The organism is Streptomyces narbonensis (assembly GCF_014649015.1).
In the GTDB taxonomy this organism is placed as follows: domain Bacteria; phylum Actinomycetota; class Actinomycetes; order Streptomycetales; family Streptomycetaceae; genus Streptomyces; species Streptomyces narbonensis.
The window spans coordinates 112,523-128,632 of record NZ_BMSF01000001.1 but is presented as its reverse complement, the minus strand read 5'-3'; the positions used below and the strand labels follow the sequence as shown (position 1 = coordinate 128,632).

General features: G+C 70.9%; 18 protein-coding genes and 1 riboswitch. Of the genes, 5 read left to right on the top strand and 13 right to left on the bottom strand.

The genetic code is table 11. From position 1 onward, the window contains the following. Window positions 1–91: 91 nt before the first annotated feature. Window positions 92–577 (top strand): type II toxin-antitoxin system PemK/MazF family toxin, encoded by a 486-nt coding sequence (locus IE124_RS00540; RefSeq protein ID WP_189503632.1) that lies wholly within the window; start codon window positions 92–94, stop codon window positions 575–577. Window positions 578–762: 185 nt separating this feature from the next. On the opposite strand, the gene IE124_RS00535 is transcribed toward IE124_RS00540, so the two are convergent. From IE124_RS00535 to IE124_RS00510, 7 genes are all read right to left on the bottom strand, one after another. After that, window positions 763–1,713: a PLP-dependent cysteine synthase family protein gene (locus IE124_RS00535; protein ID WP_189503630.1), complete on the bottom strand. Its 951-nt coding sequence runs from the start codon at window positions 1,711–1,713 to the stop codon at window positions 763–765. Window positions 1,714–1,718: 5 nt separating this feature from the next. Beyond that, window positions 1,719–1,997 (bottom strand): MoaD/ThiS family protein, encoded by a 279-nt coding sequence (locus IE124_RS00530; RefSeq protein ID WP_189503628.1) that lies wholly within the window; start codon window positions 1,995–1,997, stop codon window positions 1,719–1,721. A 90-nt stretch (window positions 1,998–2,087) separates the two neighbouring features. Then, entirely contained in the window at window positions 2,088–2,204 is a 117-nt protein-coding gene (locus IE124_RS35590) for a putative leader peptide (protein ID WP_317852193.1), read from the bottom strand. Window positions 2,205–2,248: 44 nt separating this feature from the next. Further along, the gene (locus IE124_RS00525; protein ID WP_189503626.1) at window positions 2,249–3,034 is read right to left on the bottom strand and encodes an ABC transporter ATP-binding protein; all 786 of its coding nucleotides are present in this window, start codon (window positions 3,032–3,034) and stop codon (window positions 2,249–2,251) included. After that, window positions 3,031–4,005, bottom strand: a complete 975-nt coding sequence (locus IE124_RS00520; RefSeq protein ID WP_189504678.1) for a FecCD family ABC transporter permease — start codon at window positions 4,003–4,005, stop codon at window positions 3,031–3,033. The genes IE124_RS00525 and IE124_RS00520 overlap by 4 nt, the downstream gene beginning before the upstream one ends. Window positions 4,006–4,118: 113 nt before the next feature. Then, a complete protein-coding gene (locus IE124_RS00515; protein ID WP_189503625.1) occupies window positions 4,119–5,099 on the bottom strand; it encodes an ABC transporter substrate-binding protein in 981 nt (326 codons plus the stop codon). A gap of 40 nt (window positions 5,100–5,139) precedes the next feature. Beyond that, window positions 5,140–5,273, bottom strand: a riboswitch (cobalamin riboswitch). Between the two features lie 8 nt (window positions 5,274–5,281). Then, a complete protein-coding gene (locus tag IE124_RS00510) occupies window positions 5,282–5,920 on the bottom strand; it encodes an HD domain-containing protein (protein ID WP_189503623.1) in 639 nt (212 codons plus the stop codon). Between the two features lie 73 nt (window positions 5,921–5,993). On the opposite strand from IE124_RS00510, the gene IE124_RS00505 reads away from it, so the two are divergent. Further along, entirely contained in the window at window positions 5,994–6,962 is a 969-nt protein-coding gene (locus IE124_RS00505; RefSeq protein ID WP_189503615.1) for a GlxA family transcriptional regulator, read from the top strand. A gap of 16 nt (window positions 6,963–6,978) precedes the next feature. Here IE124_RS00505 and IE124_RS00500 read toward each other — a convergent pair whose 3' ends face one another. The 4 genes from IE124_RS00500 to clpS all read right to left on the bottom strand — a co-directional run bounded on the left by IE124_RS00500 (window position 6,979) and on the right by clpS (window position 10,134). Further along, a complete protein-coding gene (locus IE124_RS00500) occupies window positions 6,979–7,404 on the bottom strand; it encodes a M67 family metallopeptidase (protein ID WP_189503613.1) in 426 nt (141 codons plus the stop codon). Window positions 7,405–7,480: 76 nt separating this feature from the next. Beyond that, window positions 7,481–8,917, bottom strand: coding sequence for an amino acid permease (locus IE124_RS00495; protein ID WP_189503611.1), 1,437 nt, complete (start codon window positions 8,915–8,917; stop codon window positions 7,481–7,483). Window positions 8,918–9,247: 330 nt separating this feature from the next. Further along, window positions 9,248–9,829, bottom strand: a complete 582-nt coding sequence (locus IE124_RS00490; protein WP_189503609.1) for a DUF2017 domain-containing protein — start codon at window positions 9,827–9,829, stop codon at window positions 9,248–9,250. Then, a complete protein-coding gene (gene clpS / locus IE124_RS00485; RefSeq protein WP_055643244.1) occupies window positions 9,829–10,134 on the bottom strand; it encodes an ATP-dependent Clp protease adapter ClpS in 306 nt (101 codons plus the stop codon). Before clpS ends, IE124_RS00490 begins: the two co-directional genes overlap by 1 nt. A 101-nt stretch (window positions 10,135–10,235) precedes the next feature. Here clpS and IE124_RS00480 point away from each other — a divergent pair, with 101 nt between their 5' ends. Continuing rightward, window positions 10,236–11,564 (top strand): nicotinate phosphoribosyltransferase, encoded by a 1,329-nt coding sequence (locus tag IE124_RS00480; RefSeq protein WP_189503607.1) that lies wholly within the window; start codon window positions 10,236–10,238, stop codon window positions 11,562–11,564. 192 nt (window positions 11,565–11,756) lie between these two features. Further along, window positions 11,757–12,353, top strand: coding sequence for an isochorismatase family protein (locus IE124_RS00475; RefSeq protein ID WP_189503605.1), 597 nt, complete (start codon window positions 11,757–11,759; stop codon window positions 12,351–12,353). A gap of 208 nt (window positions 12,354–12,561) precedes the next feature. Here IE124_RS00475 and IE124_RS00470 read toward each other — a convergent pair whose 3' ends face one another. Then, window positions 12,562–12,873 carry a hypothetical protein gene (locus IE124_RS00470; RefSeq protein ID WP_189503603.1) on the bottom strand — a complete coding sequence of 104 codons (312 nt, stop codon included), beginning with the start codon at window positions 12,871–12,873 and terminating at the stop codon, window positions 12,562–12,564. Between the two features lie 123 nt (window positions 12,874–12,996). Further along, window positions 12,997–15,405 carry an immune inhibitor A domain-containing protein gene (locus tag IE124_RS00465; protein WP_189503601.1) on the bottom strand — a complete coding sequence of 803 codons (2,409 nt, stop codon included), beginning with the start codon at window positions 15,403–15,405 and terminating at the stop codon, window positions 12,997–12,999. A 382-nt stretch (window positions 15,406–15,787) separates the two neighbouring features. Between IE124_RS00465 and IE124_RS00460 the strand changes: the two genes are divergently transcribed. After that, window positions 15,788–16,087 carry a hypothetical protein gene (locus IE124_RS00460; protein WP_189503599.1) on the top strand — a complete coding sequence of 100 codons (300 nt, stop codon included), beginning with the start codon at window positions 15,788–15,790 and terminating at the stop codon, window positions 16,085–16,087. The last annotated feature ends 23 nt before the right edge of the window (window positions 16,088–16,110 follow it).

Here is a 16,110-nt window from a genome sequence, read left to right as displayed (position 1 = left end):
TTGTGGGCGAACTCACGGGCTCTGTCACCGGTTCGGATGGATGGTGGGGCGTCACGGCGGAGTGAGGCGCGCGCCGGTACCGTCTTGAGGTATGGACACGTCATGGTGGCCCGCGCTGGTCGCGGTCGTGGTGATCGCGCTGGTCGCGGTGGTCGCCGATGGGCGGAAGCGTTCGAACCGGAAGCCCGCGGGGCGGAGTCGGGGTCGGGCGCCGGAGCGGACCCGGCCGCCGGGGCGTCCCGCCGGGCCGCGGAAGGCTCCGTCGCGGCTGCCGCGGGCGGGTGAGATCTGGTGGGCGGACGTGCCCTTCGAGGACGGGCCCGGGTCGAAGGACCGGCCCTGTCTCGTGCTCACGGTCCGGGGGGACAACGCCCTCGTCGCCAAGATCACCAGCAAGTACCACGACGAGCGGCCGGGGGTGATCGCGCTGCCGCCTGGGGCGGTGGGCGACGCTCAGGGGCGGCCGAGCTTCCTGGAGACGGACGAGCTGCGGGACGTGCCGGTGCGGGACTTCCGCCGGAGAGCGGGGACGGCGGACCCGGTCGTGTGGGACCAGGTCCGCCATCTGGCGCGTTAGGGGGTGTCGTCAAATTCCCGTCTGCCCCGCAACGCCTGATGCGTGCTCTCGCCGCACCGGGCGAAAGCCCGCGTACGTCCAGTACGTGGGCTTCCACCCGGCACGCCGAGAGCACGCACCAGACGCCGCGGGGCCGCCCTTCGGGCGACGACGGGAATGTGACGACACCCCCTAGCCGAAGTGCGTCAGGCCCAGAGCTGGCCCTGGACCGTTTCGATCGCTTCTTCCGTCGTCTTGGCCGTGTAGAGGCCCGTCGACAGGTACTTCCAGCCGCCGTCGGCCACGACGAAGGCGATGTCGGCGCTCTCGCCGGCCTTGACGGCCTTGTTTCCGACGCCGATGGCCGCGTGGAGCGCGGCGCCCGTGGAGACGCCCGCGAAGATGCCCTCCTGCTGGAGGAGTTCGCGGGTGCGGGTGACGGCGTCGGCGGAGCCGACGGAGAAGCGGGTGGTGAGGACTGAGGCGTCGTACAGCTCGGGTACGAAGCCCTCGTCGAGGTTGCGCAGGCCGTAGACGAGGTCGTCGTAGCGCGGCTCGGCGGCGACGATCTTGACGTCGGGCTTGTGCTCGCGGAGGTAGCGGCCGACGCCCATGAGGGTGCCGGTGGTGCCGAGGCCGGCCACGAAGTGGGTGATCGAGGGGAGGTCCGCCAGGATCTCGGGGCCCGTGGTGGCGTAGTGGGCGCCCGCGTTGTCCGGGTTGCCGTACTGGTAGAGCATCACCCAGGACGGGTTCTCGGCGGCGATCTCCTTGGCGACGCGTACCGCCGTGTTCGATCCGCCCGCCGCGGGGGACGAGACGATCTCCGCGCCCCACATGGCGAGCAGCTGGCGACGCTCCTCGCTGGTGTTCTCGGGCATGACGCAGACGATGCGGTAGCCCTTGAGCTTGGCGGCCATGGCGAGCGAGATGCCGGTGTTGCCGCTGGTCGGCTCCAGGATGGTGCAGCCGGGCGTGAGCCGGCCGTCCTTCTCCGCCTGCTCGATCATGTGGAGCGCGGGGCGGTCCTTGACCGAGCCGGTCGGGTTGCGGTCCTCCAGCTTCGCCCAGATCCGGACGTTGTCCGAGGGCGAGAGCCGGGGGAGGCGGACGAGCGGCGTGTTGCCGACCGCCGCCAGCGCGGAGTCGTAGCGCATGTGGATCAGACCATGCCGCCGGCGACGGCCGGCAGGATCGTGACGCTGTCACCGTCGGTGAGCTTGGTGTCGATGCCGTCGAGGAAGCGGACGTCCTCGTCGTTCAGGTAGACGTTGACGAAGCGGCGGAGCTTGCCGCCGTCGACGATGCGGGCCTCGATGCCGGTGTGGCGGGTCTCCAGGTCGGCGAAGAGCGCGGCGAGGGTGTCACCGCTGCCCTCGACGGCCTTCTCGCCGTCGGTGTAGGTGCGGAGGATGGTCGGGATGCGGACCTCGATGGCCATGGCGTGGGCTCCTGTCGGAAGTGGCGTGGTGGGCGCGCTGCTGGGGCCCCGCGCGGAGGGGGGTCGTACGAAAGGCGCTCGGCCGGTCGCTCAGAGCGCAGCGCGGGACGTACACATCGCGCTGGCGAGGCGGCACAGGTCGACGTGCAGGCGTGCCACGAGCAGGGGTGTGCCCGGAGTCTCTTCGCTCACGTCGTGGGAAACCATGGGCTCATCGTATCGATTCCCGGTCCGGGTTTCGGAATGTGATCTCACATGATGGATAGTTTCTGACCGCCCACCGGACTGTGCAGGTAGACGACGGTCGGGCTGCCGGTCCTCGGGTGCGGGATGACCTCGGCATCCACGCCGTAGACGGCGGCGAGGAGCTCGGGGGTGAGGACCTCCGCGGGGGTGCCTCCGGTGACGATCCGGCCCTCCACCAGGACGTAGAGGCGGTCGCAGTAGGCCCCCGCGAGGTTGAGGTCGTGGAGGGCGAGCAGGTTGGTGGTGCCCAGGGTGCGGACGAGGCCGAGGACGTCGAGCTGGTGGCGGATGTCCAGGTGGTTGGTGGGCTCGTCGAGGACGAGGAGCGCCGGGTCCTGGACGAGGGCGCGGGCGACGAGGGCCCGCTGGCGCTCGCCGCCGGAGAGGGTGGGGAAGGAGCGGTCGGCGAGCTCCGTGAGGCCGACGCGGGCGAGGGCGGCGTCGGCGCGCTCCCGGTCGGCGCCGGTGTCGCCCTCCCAGAAGCGTTTGTGCGGGGAGCGGCCGAGGGCGACCAGTTCGCGGACGGTGAGCTCGAACTCGGTGCCGCTGTCCTGCGGGACGGTGGCGACTCGGCGGGCGCGGGCCTTGGGGCCGAGGGCGTGGAGGTCGTCGCCGTCGAGCGTGGCGCGTCCGGCGGTGGCGGTGAGGGTGCCGTAGACGCAGCGCAGGAGGGTGGTCTTGCCGCTGCCGTTGGGGCCGATGAGGCCGACGGTCTCGCCGGTGCGGACGGTGAGGTCGGCGGAGCGGAGGCGTCGCCCGTACGAGAGTCCGTGGAGCCGCAGTTCGGTCACAGGAGCGCTCCTTCGGGGCGGCGGCGCATCAGCCAGAGGAAGAACGGGCCGCCGATGAGCGCGGTGAGGACGCCGACGGGGATGTCCTGGGGTGCCGCGACGGTCCGGGCGGCGAGGTCGGCGAGGACGAGGCCGACCGCGCCGCCGAGCGCGGCGACCGGGAGGGCGCGGCGGTGCGGGGCGCCGACGGCGAGCCGGGCGGCGTGCGGGGCCATGAGTCCGATGAAGCCGACGGATCCGCTGGCGGCGACCATGACGGCGGTGACGAGGGAGGCGAGGACGAAGACGGCGGCGCGGAAGCGGGGGGTGTCCAGGCCGAGGACGGTGGCGCTCTCCTCGCCGACGAGGAGCAGGTCGAGCGGGCGGGCGAGGGCGAGGAGGGCACCGACGCCGAGGACGAGGATGGCGACGGGCAGCACGAGGGTGTCCCAGCGGGCGCTGCCGAGGCCGCCGAGGGACCAGTACAGCGCCTCCTGGAACTGCTCGGGGCGGCCGGCGACGACGAGGAGCAGGGTCGCGAGGGCGGAGAGGATGTACGCGACGGCGACCCCGGCGAGGACGAGCCGGGCGCCGGTCATGGTCCCGCCGTGCCGCGCGAGCCCGTAGACGAGGACGAGGGCGAGGAGTGCGCCGGCGAAGGCCCCGCCGGGCAGGGCGATGGTGGTGGTGACCCCTCCCCCGATGCCCAGGACCAGCACGAGGACGGCTCCGGCCGAGGCGCCGGAGGAGATGCCGAGGAGGAAGGGGTCGGCGAGGCGGTTGTTGACGAGGGCCTGGAGGACGGCGCCGACGACGGCGAGCCCGGCGCCGACGACCACCCCGAGCAGGACCCGGGGCAGCCGGACGTCGAGCACGATCGTGCGGTACGGGGAGGGGGCCGCCCGCCCGGTCAGGGCGTCGAGGACCTGACCGGGCGGGATGCGGACGGAGCCGAGGGCGAGCGAGGCGATGCCGGCGAGGGCCAGGGCCAGGACGAGGCCGGCGACGACGAGGACGTACCGCGCCGCCCCGGAGGCCGGGGCGGCCGGGGCGGCCGGGGGTCCGGCCGGTGTCCCGGCCGCCGCCGCCCCGTCGAGGACCGCGCTCACCGGGCCGGGTGGAGCTGGGCGGCGAGCTTGTCGACGGCGGCCGGGACCCGGACGCCGAGGACGGTGTCGGAGAGCGGCATGACGGCGAAGCGGCGGTTCTTGATCGCGGGGACGTCCTTGAGGGCGGGGTCGTCGAGGAGCCGCTTCTTCTTCTGCTCGACGGTGGTGGAGCCGTAGTCGTAGATGACGACGACCTCGGGCTTCCGGTCGACGACCTGCTCCCAGGTGGCGTCGCCGAAGGTCTTGTCGAGGTCGGCGAAGACGTTCCGGCCGCCGGACCGGGTGATGAGCTCGTTGCCGATGCCCTTGCCGCCCGCCGTGAACGCGGTCTTGTCGCCGCTGTCGTAGACGAAGACGGAGACCGGCTTCACGGCCTTGAGCCGCTTCTCGGTGCCGGCGACGGTCGCCCGCGCCTCGCGGGTCCAGGTCTCGGCCCGGTCGGGGACGCCGAAGGTCCGTCCCAGTTCGCGGACTTCGCGGTAGAGGTCGTCGATCGAGGCCGAACCGGACGGGCAGTACTCGGTGTTGAGGCGGGTGGCGATGCCGGAGCGCTTGAGGTCGTCGCGGCCGCGGCCGTCCTTGGCGTCGAAGGCGGAGGCGTAACCGCCGTACACGAAGTCGGGGTTCGCGGCGAGCAGGGCCTCCTTGGAGGGGTACTCCTTCGCGAGGACGGGGACGGCGTCGTAGGCCTTCTTGTAGGCGGGGAGGATCGCGTCGTCGAGGTAGGCGGTGCCGACGAGCGACTTCTCCAGGCCGAGGGCCAGCATCACCTCGGTGACGTGCTGGTTCATGGTGACCACGCGCTTCGGCGGAGCCTGGTAGGTGGTCTTCACGCCGCAGTTGTCGACCGTGTACGGGAATCCCGGCGCGGCCCCTCCGGGCTTCGCGGCGGAGGCGGGCGGGGCCGCCGGTGACGAGCAGGCGGCGAGCAGCGGGACGAGAGCGAGCGCGGGCAGCAGCGGGCGGCGCCAGGACATGACGGTCGAGCCTCCTCCGGGGATTTCCACGTCCCCGATCGGTGGTGAGAGGCGGCAGGTCAGTTCCTGGCTCCCGCCTCCCGAGGAGGCGGTCACAGTGGCGGGACCGCACCGGATTCGCACCGGTTTCCTGGTTCCTGCCGCCCGTTGGTCCCGGTCAGTCTCTCATTCGGGCCGGGAGGTCACTCGGGCCAGGACGATTCGCGGATGACCGTCACGAAGTCGCCGGGCGTGAAGCCGGGAACGTAGTGGCGCAGGACGTCGGCCTTGACGTTGCCGAAGGTGGTGTCCGGCCTGGGGGCGATGCCCTCGGCGAAGGCCTCCAGGATGCGGCGCTTGAAGTCGGGGCGGGGGTGGGCGGCGACGATCGCGGCCCGGTCCTCGGAGGTCACGGCGGTGGGGTCGTCGTAGCCGATGCCGAGGACGTCGTACTCGACGCCGGCGGTGACGAGCGCGACCTCGGGCTCCATGAACTCCGGGATCCCGGGGGTGGTGTGGAGGGCGATCGCGGTCCAGACGCGGCGGACGGCGTCCTCGTCGGCGCCCTGGGCGCGGAGGAAGGCCGCGGCCTCCTCGGCTCCGTCGACCTCGAAGCGGCGGCCGCTCGTCCGGTGGGCCTCCCCCAGGCCGAGGTCGTGGAACATCGCGCCGACGTAGAGCAGTTCGGGGTCGAAGACGAGGCCGCGGGCGCGGCCCCGGAGGGCGCCGAAGAGGTAGACGCGGCGGGAGTGGTGGTAGACGAGCTCGCTCGCCGTGTCGCGGACGAGTTCGGTGGCGGCGGTGGCGAGCTTGCTGTCGGGGATCAGCGCGAGTGCGTTCATGGTGACAAGCCTCGCCGTGGGGCCCGCGCCCCCGCCATGTCCTCGTGGACAGGTATCCCACAGAATCGGACACATGACGAGGACGGTGGAGGCGGTCTCGCGCACGGTGCTGGTGGCGGCCTTCGACGGGGTCCGGCTGCTCGACGTGTCCGCGCCCCTGGAGGTGTTCGCCACGGCGGGCGCAGGCTACGAGGTACGGGTGTGCTCGCCCGGCGGGCGGGACGTCCGCACCGCGTGCGGGCTGCGGATCGGCGCCGATGTGGCGGCCGAGGAGGTGTCCGGCGCGGACACGCTGATCGTGCCGGGAGCCGTGGACGTGGAGCTCTGCACTGCGCTGGCGCCGACGGTGGCGGCCCTGGCGGCCGGCTCGCGGCGGGTGGCGTCCGTCTGTACGGGCGCCTTCGCGCTGGGGGCGGCGGGGCTGCTCGCCGGACGGCGGGCGACGACGCACTGGGAGCACGCGGCGGAGCTGGCCCGGCGTCACCCGGACACGGAGGTGACCGCGGACGCGATCCACGTGCGGGACGGCGAGGTGTGGAGCTCGGCGGGGGTGACGGCCGGGATCGACCTGTGTCTGGCCCTGGTGGAGGAGGACCGGGGGCCGGAGGCGGCCCGCGCGGTGGCGCGGGACCTGGTGGTCTTCCTCCAGCGGCCCGGCGGGCAGTCGCAGTTCTCGGCGGCCTCTCGCACTCCCCCGACCGGCCATCCGGTGGTCCGCCCGCTGCTGGACGCGGTGGCGGCGGATCCGGCGGCGGACCACAGCGCGTCGGCGCTGGCACGGCGGGCGGGGGTCAGCGCACGTCATCTGGCCCGACTCTTCCGGGAGCAGGTCGGGGCGACCCCGGCGGCTTACGTGGAGCGGGTGCGGGTGGAGGCGGCGCGGATGCTGCTGGAGGGCGGGGCGAGTGTCACGGGGGCGGCGGCGCGGAGCGGGCTGGGCAGCGACGAGAGCCTGCGGAGGGCGTTCGCCCGGCACTTCGGGGTGACGCCCTCCGCGTACCTGGCCCGTTTCCGTACGACGACGGGCGCGGCCTCCCTGTAGCCGCGCGCGGACCGTACTACGCGTAGGCCTCGACGATCTCGACGTCCTCCTCGGTCACGACTCCCTCGACGATGGTGAAGGAGCGGAACTGGAAGGGGCCCGCGTCGTCGGTGTCGGCGGTGGAGACGAGGACGTAGTGGGCGTGGGGCTCGTTCGCGTACGAGATGTCCGTGCGGGACGGGTAGGCCTCGGTCGCGGTGTGCGAGTGGTAGACGATGACGGGCTCCTCGTCCCGGTCGTCCATGTCGCGGTAGAGCTTGAGCAGGTCCGCGGAGTCGAACTCGTAGAACGTGGGCGAGCGGGCGGCGTTCAGCATGGGGATGAAGCGCTCGGGGCGGCCGCTGCCGGCCGGGCCCGCGACCACGCCGCAGGCCTCGTCGGGGTGGTCCGCGCGGGAGTGCTCCACGATCTGGTCGTACAGGGCCCGGGTGATGGTCAGCATGCCGACAGGATAAGCAGACGGGCCGCTCCGTACCGAGGAGTGGTACGGAACGGCCCGGATGCTGAGACCTGGCAGGTCAGGAACGCTTGACGAAGGCGGCGCCCTGGGGGTTGCGGGCCTTGAGGACCAGGTAGGAGACGGCCAGGACCAGGCCCCAGACCGGCGCGCCGTACAGCGCGACCCGGTTGCCCTCGTCCATGCCCATGGTCACGATGACCAGCGCGAGGAAGGCCAGGGCGAAGGCGCTGAGCCAGACGCCGCCGGGCGCCTTGAAGGAGGACTCGGGCAGCTCGCCGCGGTCGGCCTTGGCGCGGTAGCGGATGTGGCAGATCAGGATGGCGATCCAGGCCCACATGCCGGAGATGGTCGCGAAGGAGACGACGTAGTTGAACGCCTCGCCGGGCCACTGGTAGTTGATCCAGACGCCGACCATCATGAGCGCGGCCGAGAACGTGGTGCCGATCAGCGGGGTGCCGGAGCGGGTCAGCTTCGTGAAGACCTTCGGGCCCTGGCCGTTGAGCGCGAGGTCGCGCAGCATGCGGCCGGTGGAGTACATGCCCGAGTTGCAGGAGGAGAGCGCGGCCGTCAGGACGACGAAGTTGACGATGGCGGCGCCGACGCCGAGGCCCATCTTCTCGAAGGCGGCGACGAACGGCGAGACGCCCGGCTTGAACTCGGTCCAGGGGACGACCGACAGGATCATGATGAGCGCGCCGACGTAGAAGACGGCGATGCGCCACGGCACGGTGTTGATGGCCTTGGGCAGGACGGTCTTCGGGTCCTTCGACTCGCCGGCGGTGACGCCGACGAGCTCGACGGCGAGGAAGGCGAACATGACCATCTGGAGGGTCATGAGGGTGGAGTAGATGCCGTCCTTGCCGGCGAAGAAGCCGCCGAGGTCCCACAGGTGGGTGACGGAGGCGGTGTCGCCCGCGTCGGAGAAGCCGATGGTGAGGATGCCGGCGCAGATGAGGATCATGCCGACGATCGCGGTGACCTTGACCATGGAGAACCAGAACTCGAGCTCACCGAAGAGCTTCACCGAGATCAGGTTGGCGCCGTAGAGGATGACCGTGAAGACGAGGGCCGAGAGCCACTGCGGGATGTCCCACCAGTACGTCATGTAGGTGGCCGCGGCGGTGACCTCGGTGATGCCGGTGACGACCCAGAAGAGCCAGTACGTCCAGCCGGTCACGAAGCCCGCGAAGGGGCCCATGAACTCGCGGGCGTACTCCGAGAAGGAGCCCGAGACCGGGCGGTACATGAGGAGCTCGCCGAGCGCCCGCATGATGAAGAAGATGACGAGTCCCGCGGCGGCGTACGCGAGGATCAGACTCGGCCCCGCGATGGAGATGCCCTTGCCCGCGCCGAGGAAGAGGCCGGTGCCGATGGCTCCGCCGATCGCGATCATCTGGATCTGGCGTGCACCGAGTGCCCGGTGATAACCCTCGCCCGAGACGGTGTCCGCGGCCTCGTCGCCGTCGTGCTGCTTGTCGACCTGCACAGAGGTCATGGTGGTGCGCCTTTCTCCATGCTGATCCGCGCGACTGCGAGTGCGTCTGCCGCGGATCAGATCCTGATCCCCCCGGATGTGGATGGAGTGCCACCGGCGGTCAGCCGGTCAAAGCGCCCTCGGGAACAGGGGTGGCGTCCCCGAGCGGTCGTGAAGATTTATCACGCGGCAGGGGCCGATCGGCGGGGGCGCGTGTGGCGCACACCACACGAAAAGGTGGACAAAAGGGCCCTGGGAGGGCAAAGGCGGACACTCTGATAACGCATTCGTTATCCGGATTTGAGCGTCCGCTGAGCGAACATCCGCGCCTGAGGGTGACCTCGAAAGGCCCTACGCCATCAGCGTCTCGACGAGGGACTCCTGGAGCGCCCCCAGCCAGAGGTACGCCATCACCATCGGCTTGCGCGGGTCGGAGTCCGGCAGCCGGTACAGCTGCTCGCTCTCCTCGTCCTTGACCTCCAGACGGGTCCCGATCGTCAGCCGGAGGTCGTTGAGCGCCCCGAGCCAGGCCCGGGACTCGTCCGGGGTCAGCTTCAGGACGACGCCGCCCTCACCGGCCGACTCGCCGGAGAGCGAGTCCAGGCCGCGGACGACCACGAGGGCGTCCTCGCGCTTGCGGGCGCGCAGGTCGTTCTCGGTGTAGCGGCGGAAGTCGGCGGCGGAGGCCCGCAGCTCCTCGCTCTCGTCCCCGTACGCGTCGGGGAAGAGCCGCCGGAGGGCGGGGTCGGAGGGGGGCTCGCTCGGGCCCTCGGCGAAGAGGGCGGCCAGCGGGTCGGCATCGGCCGCGGGCTCGTCGCCGGGGCCGATGAGCTCCATCAGCTGGACCGCGAGGGAGCGGAGGATGGAGATCTCGACCTCGTCGAGCGCGATGGCCGCGCCGCCGCCGGGCAGGGTGTCGAATCGGCCGGCCATCAGAAGCGGTCCTGGGAGAGGGTCGCCCAGAGGCCGTAGCCGTGCATCGCCTGCACGTCCCGTTCCATCTCCTCGCGGGTGCCGGCGGAGACGACGGCCTTCCCCTTCTCGTGCACGTCGAGCATCAGCTTGTGCGCCTTGTCCTTGGAGTAACCGAAGTACGACTGGAAGACGTAGGTCACATAGCTCATCAGGTTGACCGGATCGTTGTGCACGAGGGTCACCCAGGGCACGTCGGGTTCGACGACCGCGGAGACCTCCTCGGCCGATTCCGTACGTTCGATCTCAATAGGCGCGACGCTCACTCACCCCATGCTGCCACCCCGGGGGGCCCATCGCACAAACAGGTCACCCATACCGACCCCCTATTCGTCACTTTGACGATTTCTGCGCTAGCATCGCTGACATGAACGCTGCGGACCTTGGGCTGCCGGTGGACGTGCCGTCGACCGCGCTCTTCACCGATCAGTACGAGCTGACCATGCTCCAGGCGGCCCTCCGGGCCGGCACCGCCGACCGCCACTCGGTCTTCGAGGTCTTCACCCGGCGGCTGCCCGAGGGGCGCCGCTACGGCGTCCTCGCGGGCGTCGGCCGGGTCCTGGACGCCGTCGAGAACTTCCGCTTCGACCCCGCCGTCCTGGGCTTCCTGCGCGAGCGCGGCATCGTCGACGAACCGACCCTCGAATGGCTGGCCGGATACCGCTTCTCCGGCGACATCTGGGGCTACCCCGAGGGCGAGGTGTACTTCCCCGGCTCGCCCGTCCTGCGCGTCGAGGGCTCCTTCGCGGAGTGTGTGCTCCTGGAGACCGTGATCCTCTCGATCCTCAACCACGACTCGGCCATCGCCGCCGCCGCCTCCCGCATGTCGGCCGCGGCCGGCGGGCGCCGCCTCATCGAGATGGGCGCCCGGCGGACCCACGAGCTGGCGGCCGTCGCGGCCTCCCGCGCCGCGTACGTCGGCGGCTTCGAGGCCACCTCGGACCTCGCGGCCGGCTTCCGCTACGGCATCCCGACCGTCGGCACCTCCGCCCACGCCTTCACCCTGCTCCACGACAGCGAGCGGGACGCCTTCCGGGCGCAGGTCGACAGCCTGGGCCGGGGTACGACCCTGCTCGTCGACACGTACGACGTGGCCGAGGCCGTCCGCACCGCCGTGGAGGTGGCCGGGCCCGAGCTCGGAGCCGTCCGCATCGACTCGGGCGACCTGCTGCTCGTCGCCCACCGCGTACGGGCGCAGCTGGACGAGCTGGGCGCCCGGGACACGAAGATCGTCGTCACCTCGGACCTCGACGAGTACGCCATCGCCTCGCTCGCGGCGGCGCCGGTCGACGCGTACGGGGTGGGCACGCAGCTGGTCACCGGCAGCGGCCACCCGACCTGCTCCATGGTCTACAAGCTGGTCGCCCGGGCCCGCACGGCCGACCCCAAGGCGCCCCTCGTGCCGGTCGCGAAGAAGTCCGTGGGCGGCAAGGCCTCGGTCGGCGGCCGCAAGTGGGCGGCGCGGCGGCCCGACGCGTACGGGGTCGCCGAGACCGAGGTCGTGGGCACGGGCCCGGTCCCGCCGGAGCTCGTGGACCACCAGCTTCTGGTCAAGCTGGTCAAGGGCGGCGAGGTGGTGGCCCGGGAGCCGCTGGAGGCCGCCAGGGACCGGCACATCGCGGCCCTCGCGGGGCTGCCGATGTCGGCGATCCAGCTCTCGCGCGGCGAGCCGGTGCTGCCGACGGAGTACGCGTAGGCCTGCGCCTTCGCGAACGCGCAGGCCGACGCCTTCGTGTAGGCCGACGCCTTCGTGTAGGCCGACGCCTTCGCGAATAGGCCGACGCCTTCGCGAACGCGTGGGCACAACGCGGGGACGCCCCCTCCCCTCGGGAGGGGGAAGTCTCTAGGCTCGAACCCACCCCCATCCGACGCGCTAAGGACACCCGCCATGCACCGCGCATTGATCGTTGTGGACGTTCAGAACGACTTCTGCGAGGGCGGCAGCCTCGCGGTGGCGGGCGGCGCGGACGTCGCCGCCGCCATCACGGACCTGGTCGGCCAGACGGCGGGCACGTCCTACCGGTACGTGGTGGCCACCCGCGACCACCACGTCGACCCGGGCGCGCACTTCGCCCCGGAGGGCGAGGATCCGGACTACGTCACCTCCTGGCCGGTGCACTGCGTGGCCGGCACGGAGGGCGTCGGCTTCCACCCGAACTTCGCGCCCGCCGTCGCCAGCGGGGCGATCGACTCCGTCTTCGACAAGGGCGCCTACGACGCGGCGTACAGCGGCTTCGAGGGCCTCGACGAGAACGGGCGGACGCTCGCGGAGTGGCTGCGGGAGCGGGACGTCACCGAGGTCGACGTGGTGGGCATCGCCACCGACCACTGCGTCCGGGCCACGGCCCTGGACGCGGCGCGGGAGGGCTTCCGGACCCATGTGCTGCTCGACCTGACGGCCGGGGTCGCGAAGGCGACGACGGCGAAGGCCCTGGAGGAGCTCACGACGGCGGGCGTGGAGCTGACCGGCGAGCCGCTCGTCTAGGGCCTGTCCGGCGGATCAACGCCGCGGCCCCGGCCATGATCCGCCGGACAGGCCCTAGAGCCGGAAAAGGTCCTGGGAGCCCTTCGGTGGATTCCCAGCGCTGTCGCCCCTGACCTCCCTAGGTCCTGTCGTCAAACTCCCGTCGTCCGCCCGAAGGGCGGGCCCTGCGGCGTCAGGTGCGTGCTCTCGGCGTGCCGGGCGCGGGTGCCTAGGCCGCGGGCGCCTTCGGGAGCGTGCGGGCCGGGTGCCAGAGCTCCTGGGCGGCGCCGGGCGCGGATCTCCAGAGCAGGCCGTCGGGGTGGTGCAGGACGGCCGTGATCTCGTCCGGGGTGGGCGGCTCGCTGTTGCCGCGGAGGTAGACCGCGCGCAGGCCGAGGTTCCGCAGCCGCGTCAGGGCGCGGGCACGGTTGGCGGCGTGGACCAGAAAGCGGACCGAGGCCCCGTCGCGGGCCGGGCTGGGCAGCCCTATCGCGACCACCACGCTGCCGCCCGGCAGCTTGCAGAACCCTCCGTTGGGCATGCGGAACCACTCCCCCGTGGATCAGATGTCAATAAGAACTGCGGTCAGACGCACCTAAACACGATCGGCCGCCGCCCGCTAGGGGGCGACGGCCGATCATGGCTTGACCTGCAGCTTTACCGACTACTTGGTCGACGGGCCAACCTGGACCGTGATCGTCTGGCCATCCTTCGGCTCCTTGACGACCTGGATCTTGGTGTTGGTGTCAGTTACCTGGACACCGGCACGCGCGGTCTCGGGGAACCAGTAGGTGCCCTTGCGGTCGTCGAAGACCGGGTTACCGGCCTGCGACGGGACCCAGGTGCCCACGCCCGCCTTGTGCAGCTGGAAGCCGTCCGTGCGGGAGAGGCTGAAGGGGGCGTCGTACGACTGGACGCGGTTGCGCATCAGCGTGCCGTCGGACCACTTCAGCGGGCTCGGGTGCGCGTCGATCGGGAGGACTCGACCCACGCCCGGGTGCTGGGAGGTGTTGTTGTCCTTCTGGGACAGGTCCCACTTCCAGATGAGCAGACCGTTCTGGTACGGGTAGTGCTCGACCCAGCCGGCCTTGTCGCCCGTGAAACCGAAGTTGTACGGGCCGACCTTGAGGGTCGCGTCGTACGAGACGTACTGGCGGTTCTCCGCGATGTAGTACTGCTCGTAGTCCTTCGAGAAGCCCTTCGCGATCCGCGAGAAGCCCTTCGAGACCCAGCCGTTGTCACCGTTCTCGGCGCCGTCCGAGAAGACGTTGGCGCCGTCGGCGGTGAGGGTGATGGCGTCGGCGGTGAAGCCCTTGCCGCCCGCGCCGCCGTCCGTCTGGTAGCGGAAGCGGAGGTCGAACTTCTTGCCCGCGAAGGCGTCGAGGCCGTAGACGAGCTTCTTGTGCGCACCGGAGACGTCCGTCAGCGACGGGGAGCCGGCGGCGTCGCGCGGGAGCGCCACACCGTTGGCGGTGCCGTCGAGAACGGTCCAGTTGGCGCCGCCGTCGGTCGAGGCCTCGGCGTAGAGGAAGTCGTAACCCTTCTCGATGTCCCACCAGCCCTGGAGCTCCAGGGAGGCCGAGGACTTGCCGGTCAGGTCGACCGGGCGGGTCAGGGTGTTCTTGAGGTCGTCACCCATGTTGCTCCACCACTGGGTGGCACCCTCGGCGGGGGCCACGACCTCGGTGGGAACCGACTTCTTCGGCAGCTCGACGACGAGCGCCTGCGGGTTCTTGGTGTTGTACTCCGAGACGCCCAGCTTGTGGGTGGTCTTGGTGCCACGCTGCCAGTCGTTGACCTTGGCGTAGTTCAGCCAGCCCAGCTGGAGCTTGTCCCAGGAGGTCATGTCGCCGGGCAGGTCGCCGATGGCGTCCTTGCCCTCGCCCAGCCAGGAGCCGGACGACATGAGGGTCCAGAACCCGGTGGAGTTCTCGCCGCCCGCGGTGTCGTAGTGGTCCGGCAGGCCGAGGTCGTGGCCGTACTCGTGCGCGTAGACGCCGAGGCCGCCGTTCTCCGGCTGCATCGTGTAGTCGCCGACCCAGATGCCGGTCTCGCCGATCTGCGTACCGCCGGCCTTGTTGTTCGCCGGGCCGGTCTTGCCGGCGTTGGTGCCGTACGCGTACCAGCGGTGGGCCCACAGCGCGTCGGTGCCCTGGGCGCCGCCACCGGCCGACTCGTCCTCGCCCGCGTGGACGATCTGGAAGTGGTCGATGTAGCCGTCGGGCTCGTTGAAGTTGCCGTCGGCGTCGAAGTCGTAGCGGTCCCACAGGTCGTACTGGGCGAGTTCGGCCTTGATCTGGGCGTCGGTCTTGCCCTGGGCCTTCTGGCCGGCCGCCCACGCGGTGACGCCGTCGCGGACGGTGTCCCAGACGTTGGCGCAGTTGGTGTCGCCGCAGTAGTTCGAGCCGTAACGGGCCTCGTTGTAGTCGACCTTGACCCAGTCGGAGACCGCGCCGTCGACCGAGTAACGGCCGGACGAGGTCTTCTCGAAGTAGGTCTTGACGGACTGCTTCGGCTTGCCCTTGGCGTCCTTGCCCGTACCGAAGTACAGGTCCTGGAAGTGCTTGCGGTTGTAATCCGCCTGCCAGGCCGTGGAGTTGTCGTTCGCACGGTCCGGCTTGGCTATCTGGTTGTGCAGGGGACCGGGCTGGCCGCCGTACATCGGCTTGAGCTCGTCCGTGTCGTCGTCCTCGCGGTCGACGAGGGTGGTGGTGTCCACCTTGTCGCCGAACTCGACGAGGATGGTGAAGATCTTGTCGGTCTTCTCGCGGCCGAGCTCGACGTACTTCTTGCTGTCGAGCTTGACGACCTGCGAGCCCCCGCGCTTCTCGACCTTGGCCTCGCCGTTCAGCACCTGCTCCAGGGCAGCCTTGCGCTGCTGCTCCTGCTTCTTGCTGAACGGACCGTCAAGGTCGTGGTCGACCGTCGTCTTGTCGACGGTCTGGATGCCGGCCGGCGACACCTTGCCGTCGCTGTCGGCCCAAGCGGTGGAGAAGGTCGAGGCGGTGGCGGCGGTGGCCGCGAGCGCCACGACGACTGCGGACGCTCTGATCGCCCGTCGTCTGTTGGTCACTTGATGTAGTCCTCCCCGGCGCCCACGCACCCGGACCGAAGGTGGGGTGTCCGTCCTGCGGGGTCGCGCGTCACAAGTGACGACATTTGACCGGAGTGGCGCCAGAAAAGACAGATCTTGACTTGCACATACCAACTGCACTATGCGGGAGCAGAATTCCGATAATCGGACGCCCCGCGGGCATACCTCACACCCGACCTGCCCGTCCTGCCGCCCGCCCCTCCGTCCTGCAGGCGCATCACGGCGGGTAGGGAGCAGGTCGTGTGACTCCGTGCGCCCCCTGTGCACCGGCACGGTGGGTTAGGTCACGCTTACCGCTGGTTCCCTCCGGGCATCCACCGTCATAGAGTCGAACCGATGTCCTGAGGGGGCGGTACCTGTCATGCAGCGACCGAACGCCGCACAACTCGCCTACGGTTCGGCCACCGTCGTCCTCGCGACCGTCGCCCTGCTGTTGCTCTCGCGCACGACGACGACTCTCGGGATCGCGGTGATCTGTGCCGCGGGCCTGCTGCTCGGCCTTCTCGTGGCGGTGACGATGCCGGTACGGGCGAGGACCGTCAAGACCTCCGCGGCGCCGGTTCCCGCCGCTCCCCCCGCTTCTTCGCCCCTCGGGAACGAAGAGATCCGGATACCGGCCGCGCGCGTGGGCGCGGGGGCCGATACCCGGATCGGTTCGTGACGCCCTGACAAGCGGCACACGGG

Coding starts and splice junctions, on each gene's coding strand:
- IE124_RS00540 (WP_189503632.1), top strand. CDS start 92: ATGGACACGTCATGGTGGCCCGCGCTGGTCGCGGTCGTGGTGATCGCG.
- IE124_RS00535 (WP_189503630.1), bottom strand. CDS start 1,713: ATGCGCTACGACTCCGCGCTGGCGGCGGTCGGCAACACGCCGCTCGTC.
- IE124_RS00530 (WP_189503628.1), bottom strand. CDS start 1,997: ATGGCCATCGAGGTCCGCATCCCGACCATCCTCCGCACCTACACCGAC.
- IE124_RS35590 (WP_317852193.1), bottom strand. CDS start 2,204: ATGGTTTCCCACGACGTGAGCGAAGAGACTCCGGGCACACCCCTGCTC.
- IE124_RS00515 (WP_189503625.1), bottom strand. CDS start 5,099: ATGTCCTGGCGCCGCCCGCTGCTGCCCGCGCTCGCTCTCGTCCCGCTG.
- IE124_RS00510 (WP_189503623.1), bottom strand. CDS start 5,920: ATGAACGCACTCGCGCTGATCCCCGACAGCAAGCTCGCCACCGCCGCC.
- IE124_RS00505 (WP_189503615.1), top strand. CDS start 5,994: ATGACGAGGACGGTGGAGGCGGTCTCGCGCACGGTGCTGGTGGCGGCC.
- IE124_RS00500 (WP_189503613.1), bottom strand. CDS start 7,404: ATGCTGACCATCACCCGGGCCCTGTACGACCAGATCGTGGAGCACTCC.
- IE124_RS00495 (WP_189503611.1), bottom strand. CDS start 8,917: ATGACCTCTGTGCAGGTCGACAAGCAGCACGACGGCGACGAGGCCGCG.
- IE124_RS00490 (WP_189503609.1), bottom strand. CDS start 9,829: ATGGCCGGCCGATTCGACACCCTGCCCGGCGGCGGCGCGGCCATCGCG.
- IE124_RS00480 (WP_189503607.1), top strand. CDS start 10,236: ATGAACGCTGCGGACCTTGGGCTGCCGGTGGACGTGCCGTCGACCGCG.
- IE124_RS00475 (WP_189503605.1), top strand. CDS start 11,757: ATGCACCGCGCATTGATCGTTGTGGACGTTCAGAACGACTTCTGCGAG.
- IE124_RS00470 (WP_189503603.1), bottom strand. CDS start 12,873: ATGCCCAACGGAGGGTTCTGCAAGCTGCCGGGCGGCAGCGTGGTGGTC.
- IE124_RS00460 (WP_189503599.1), top strand. CDS start 15,788: ATGCAGCGACCGAACGCCGCACAACTCGCCTACGGTTCGGCCACCGTC.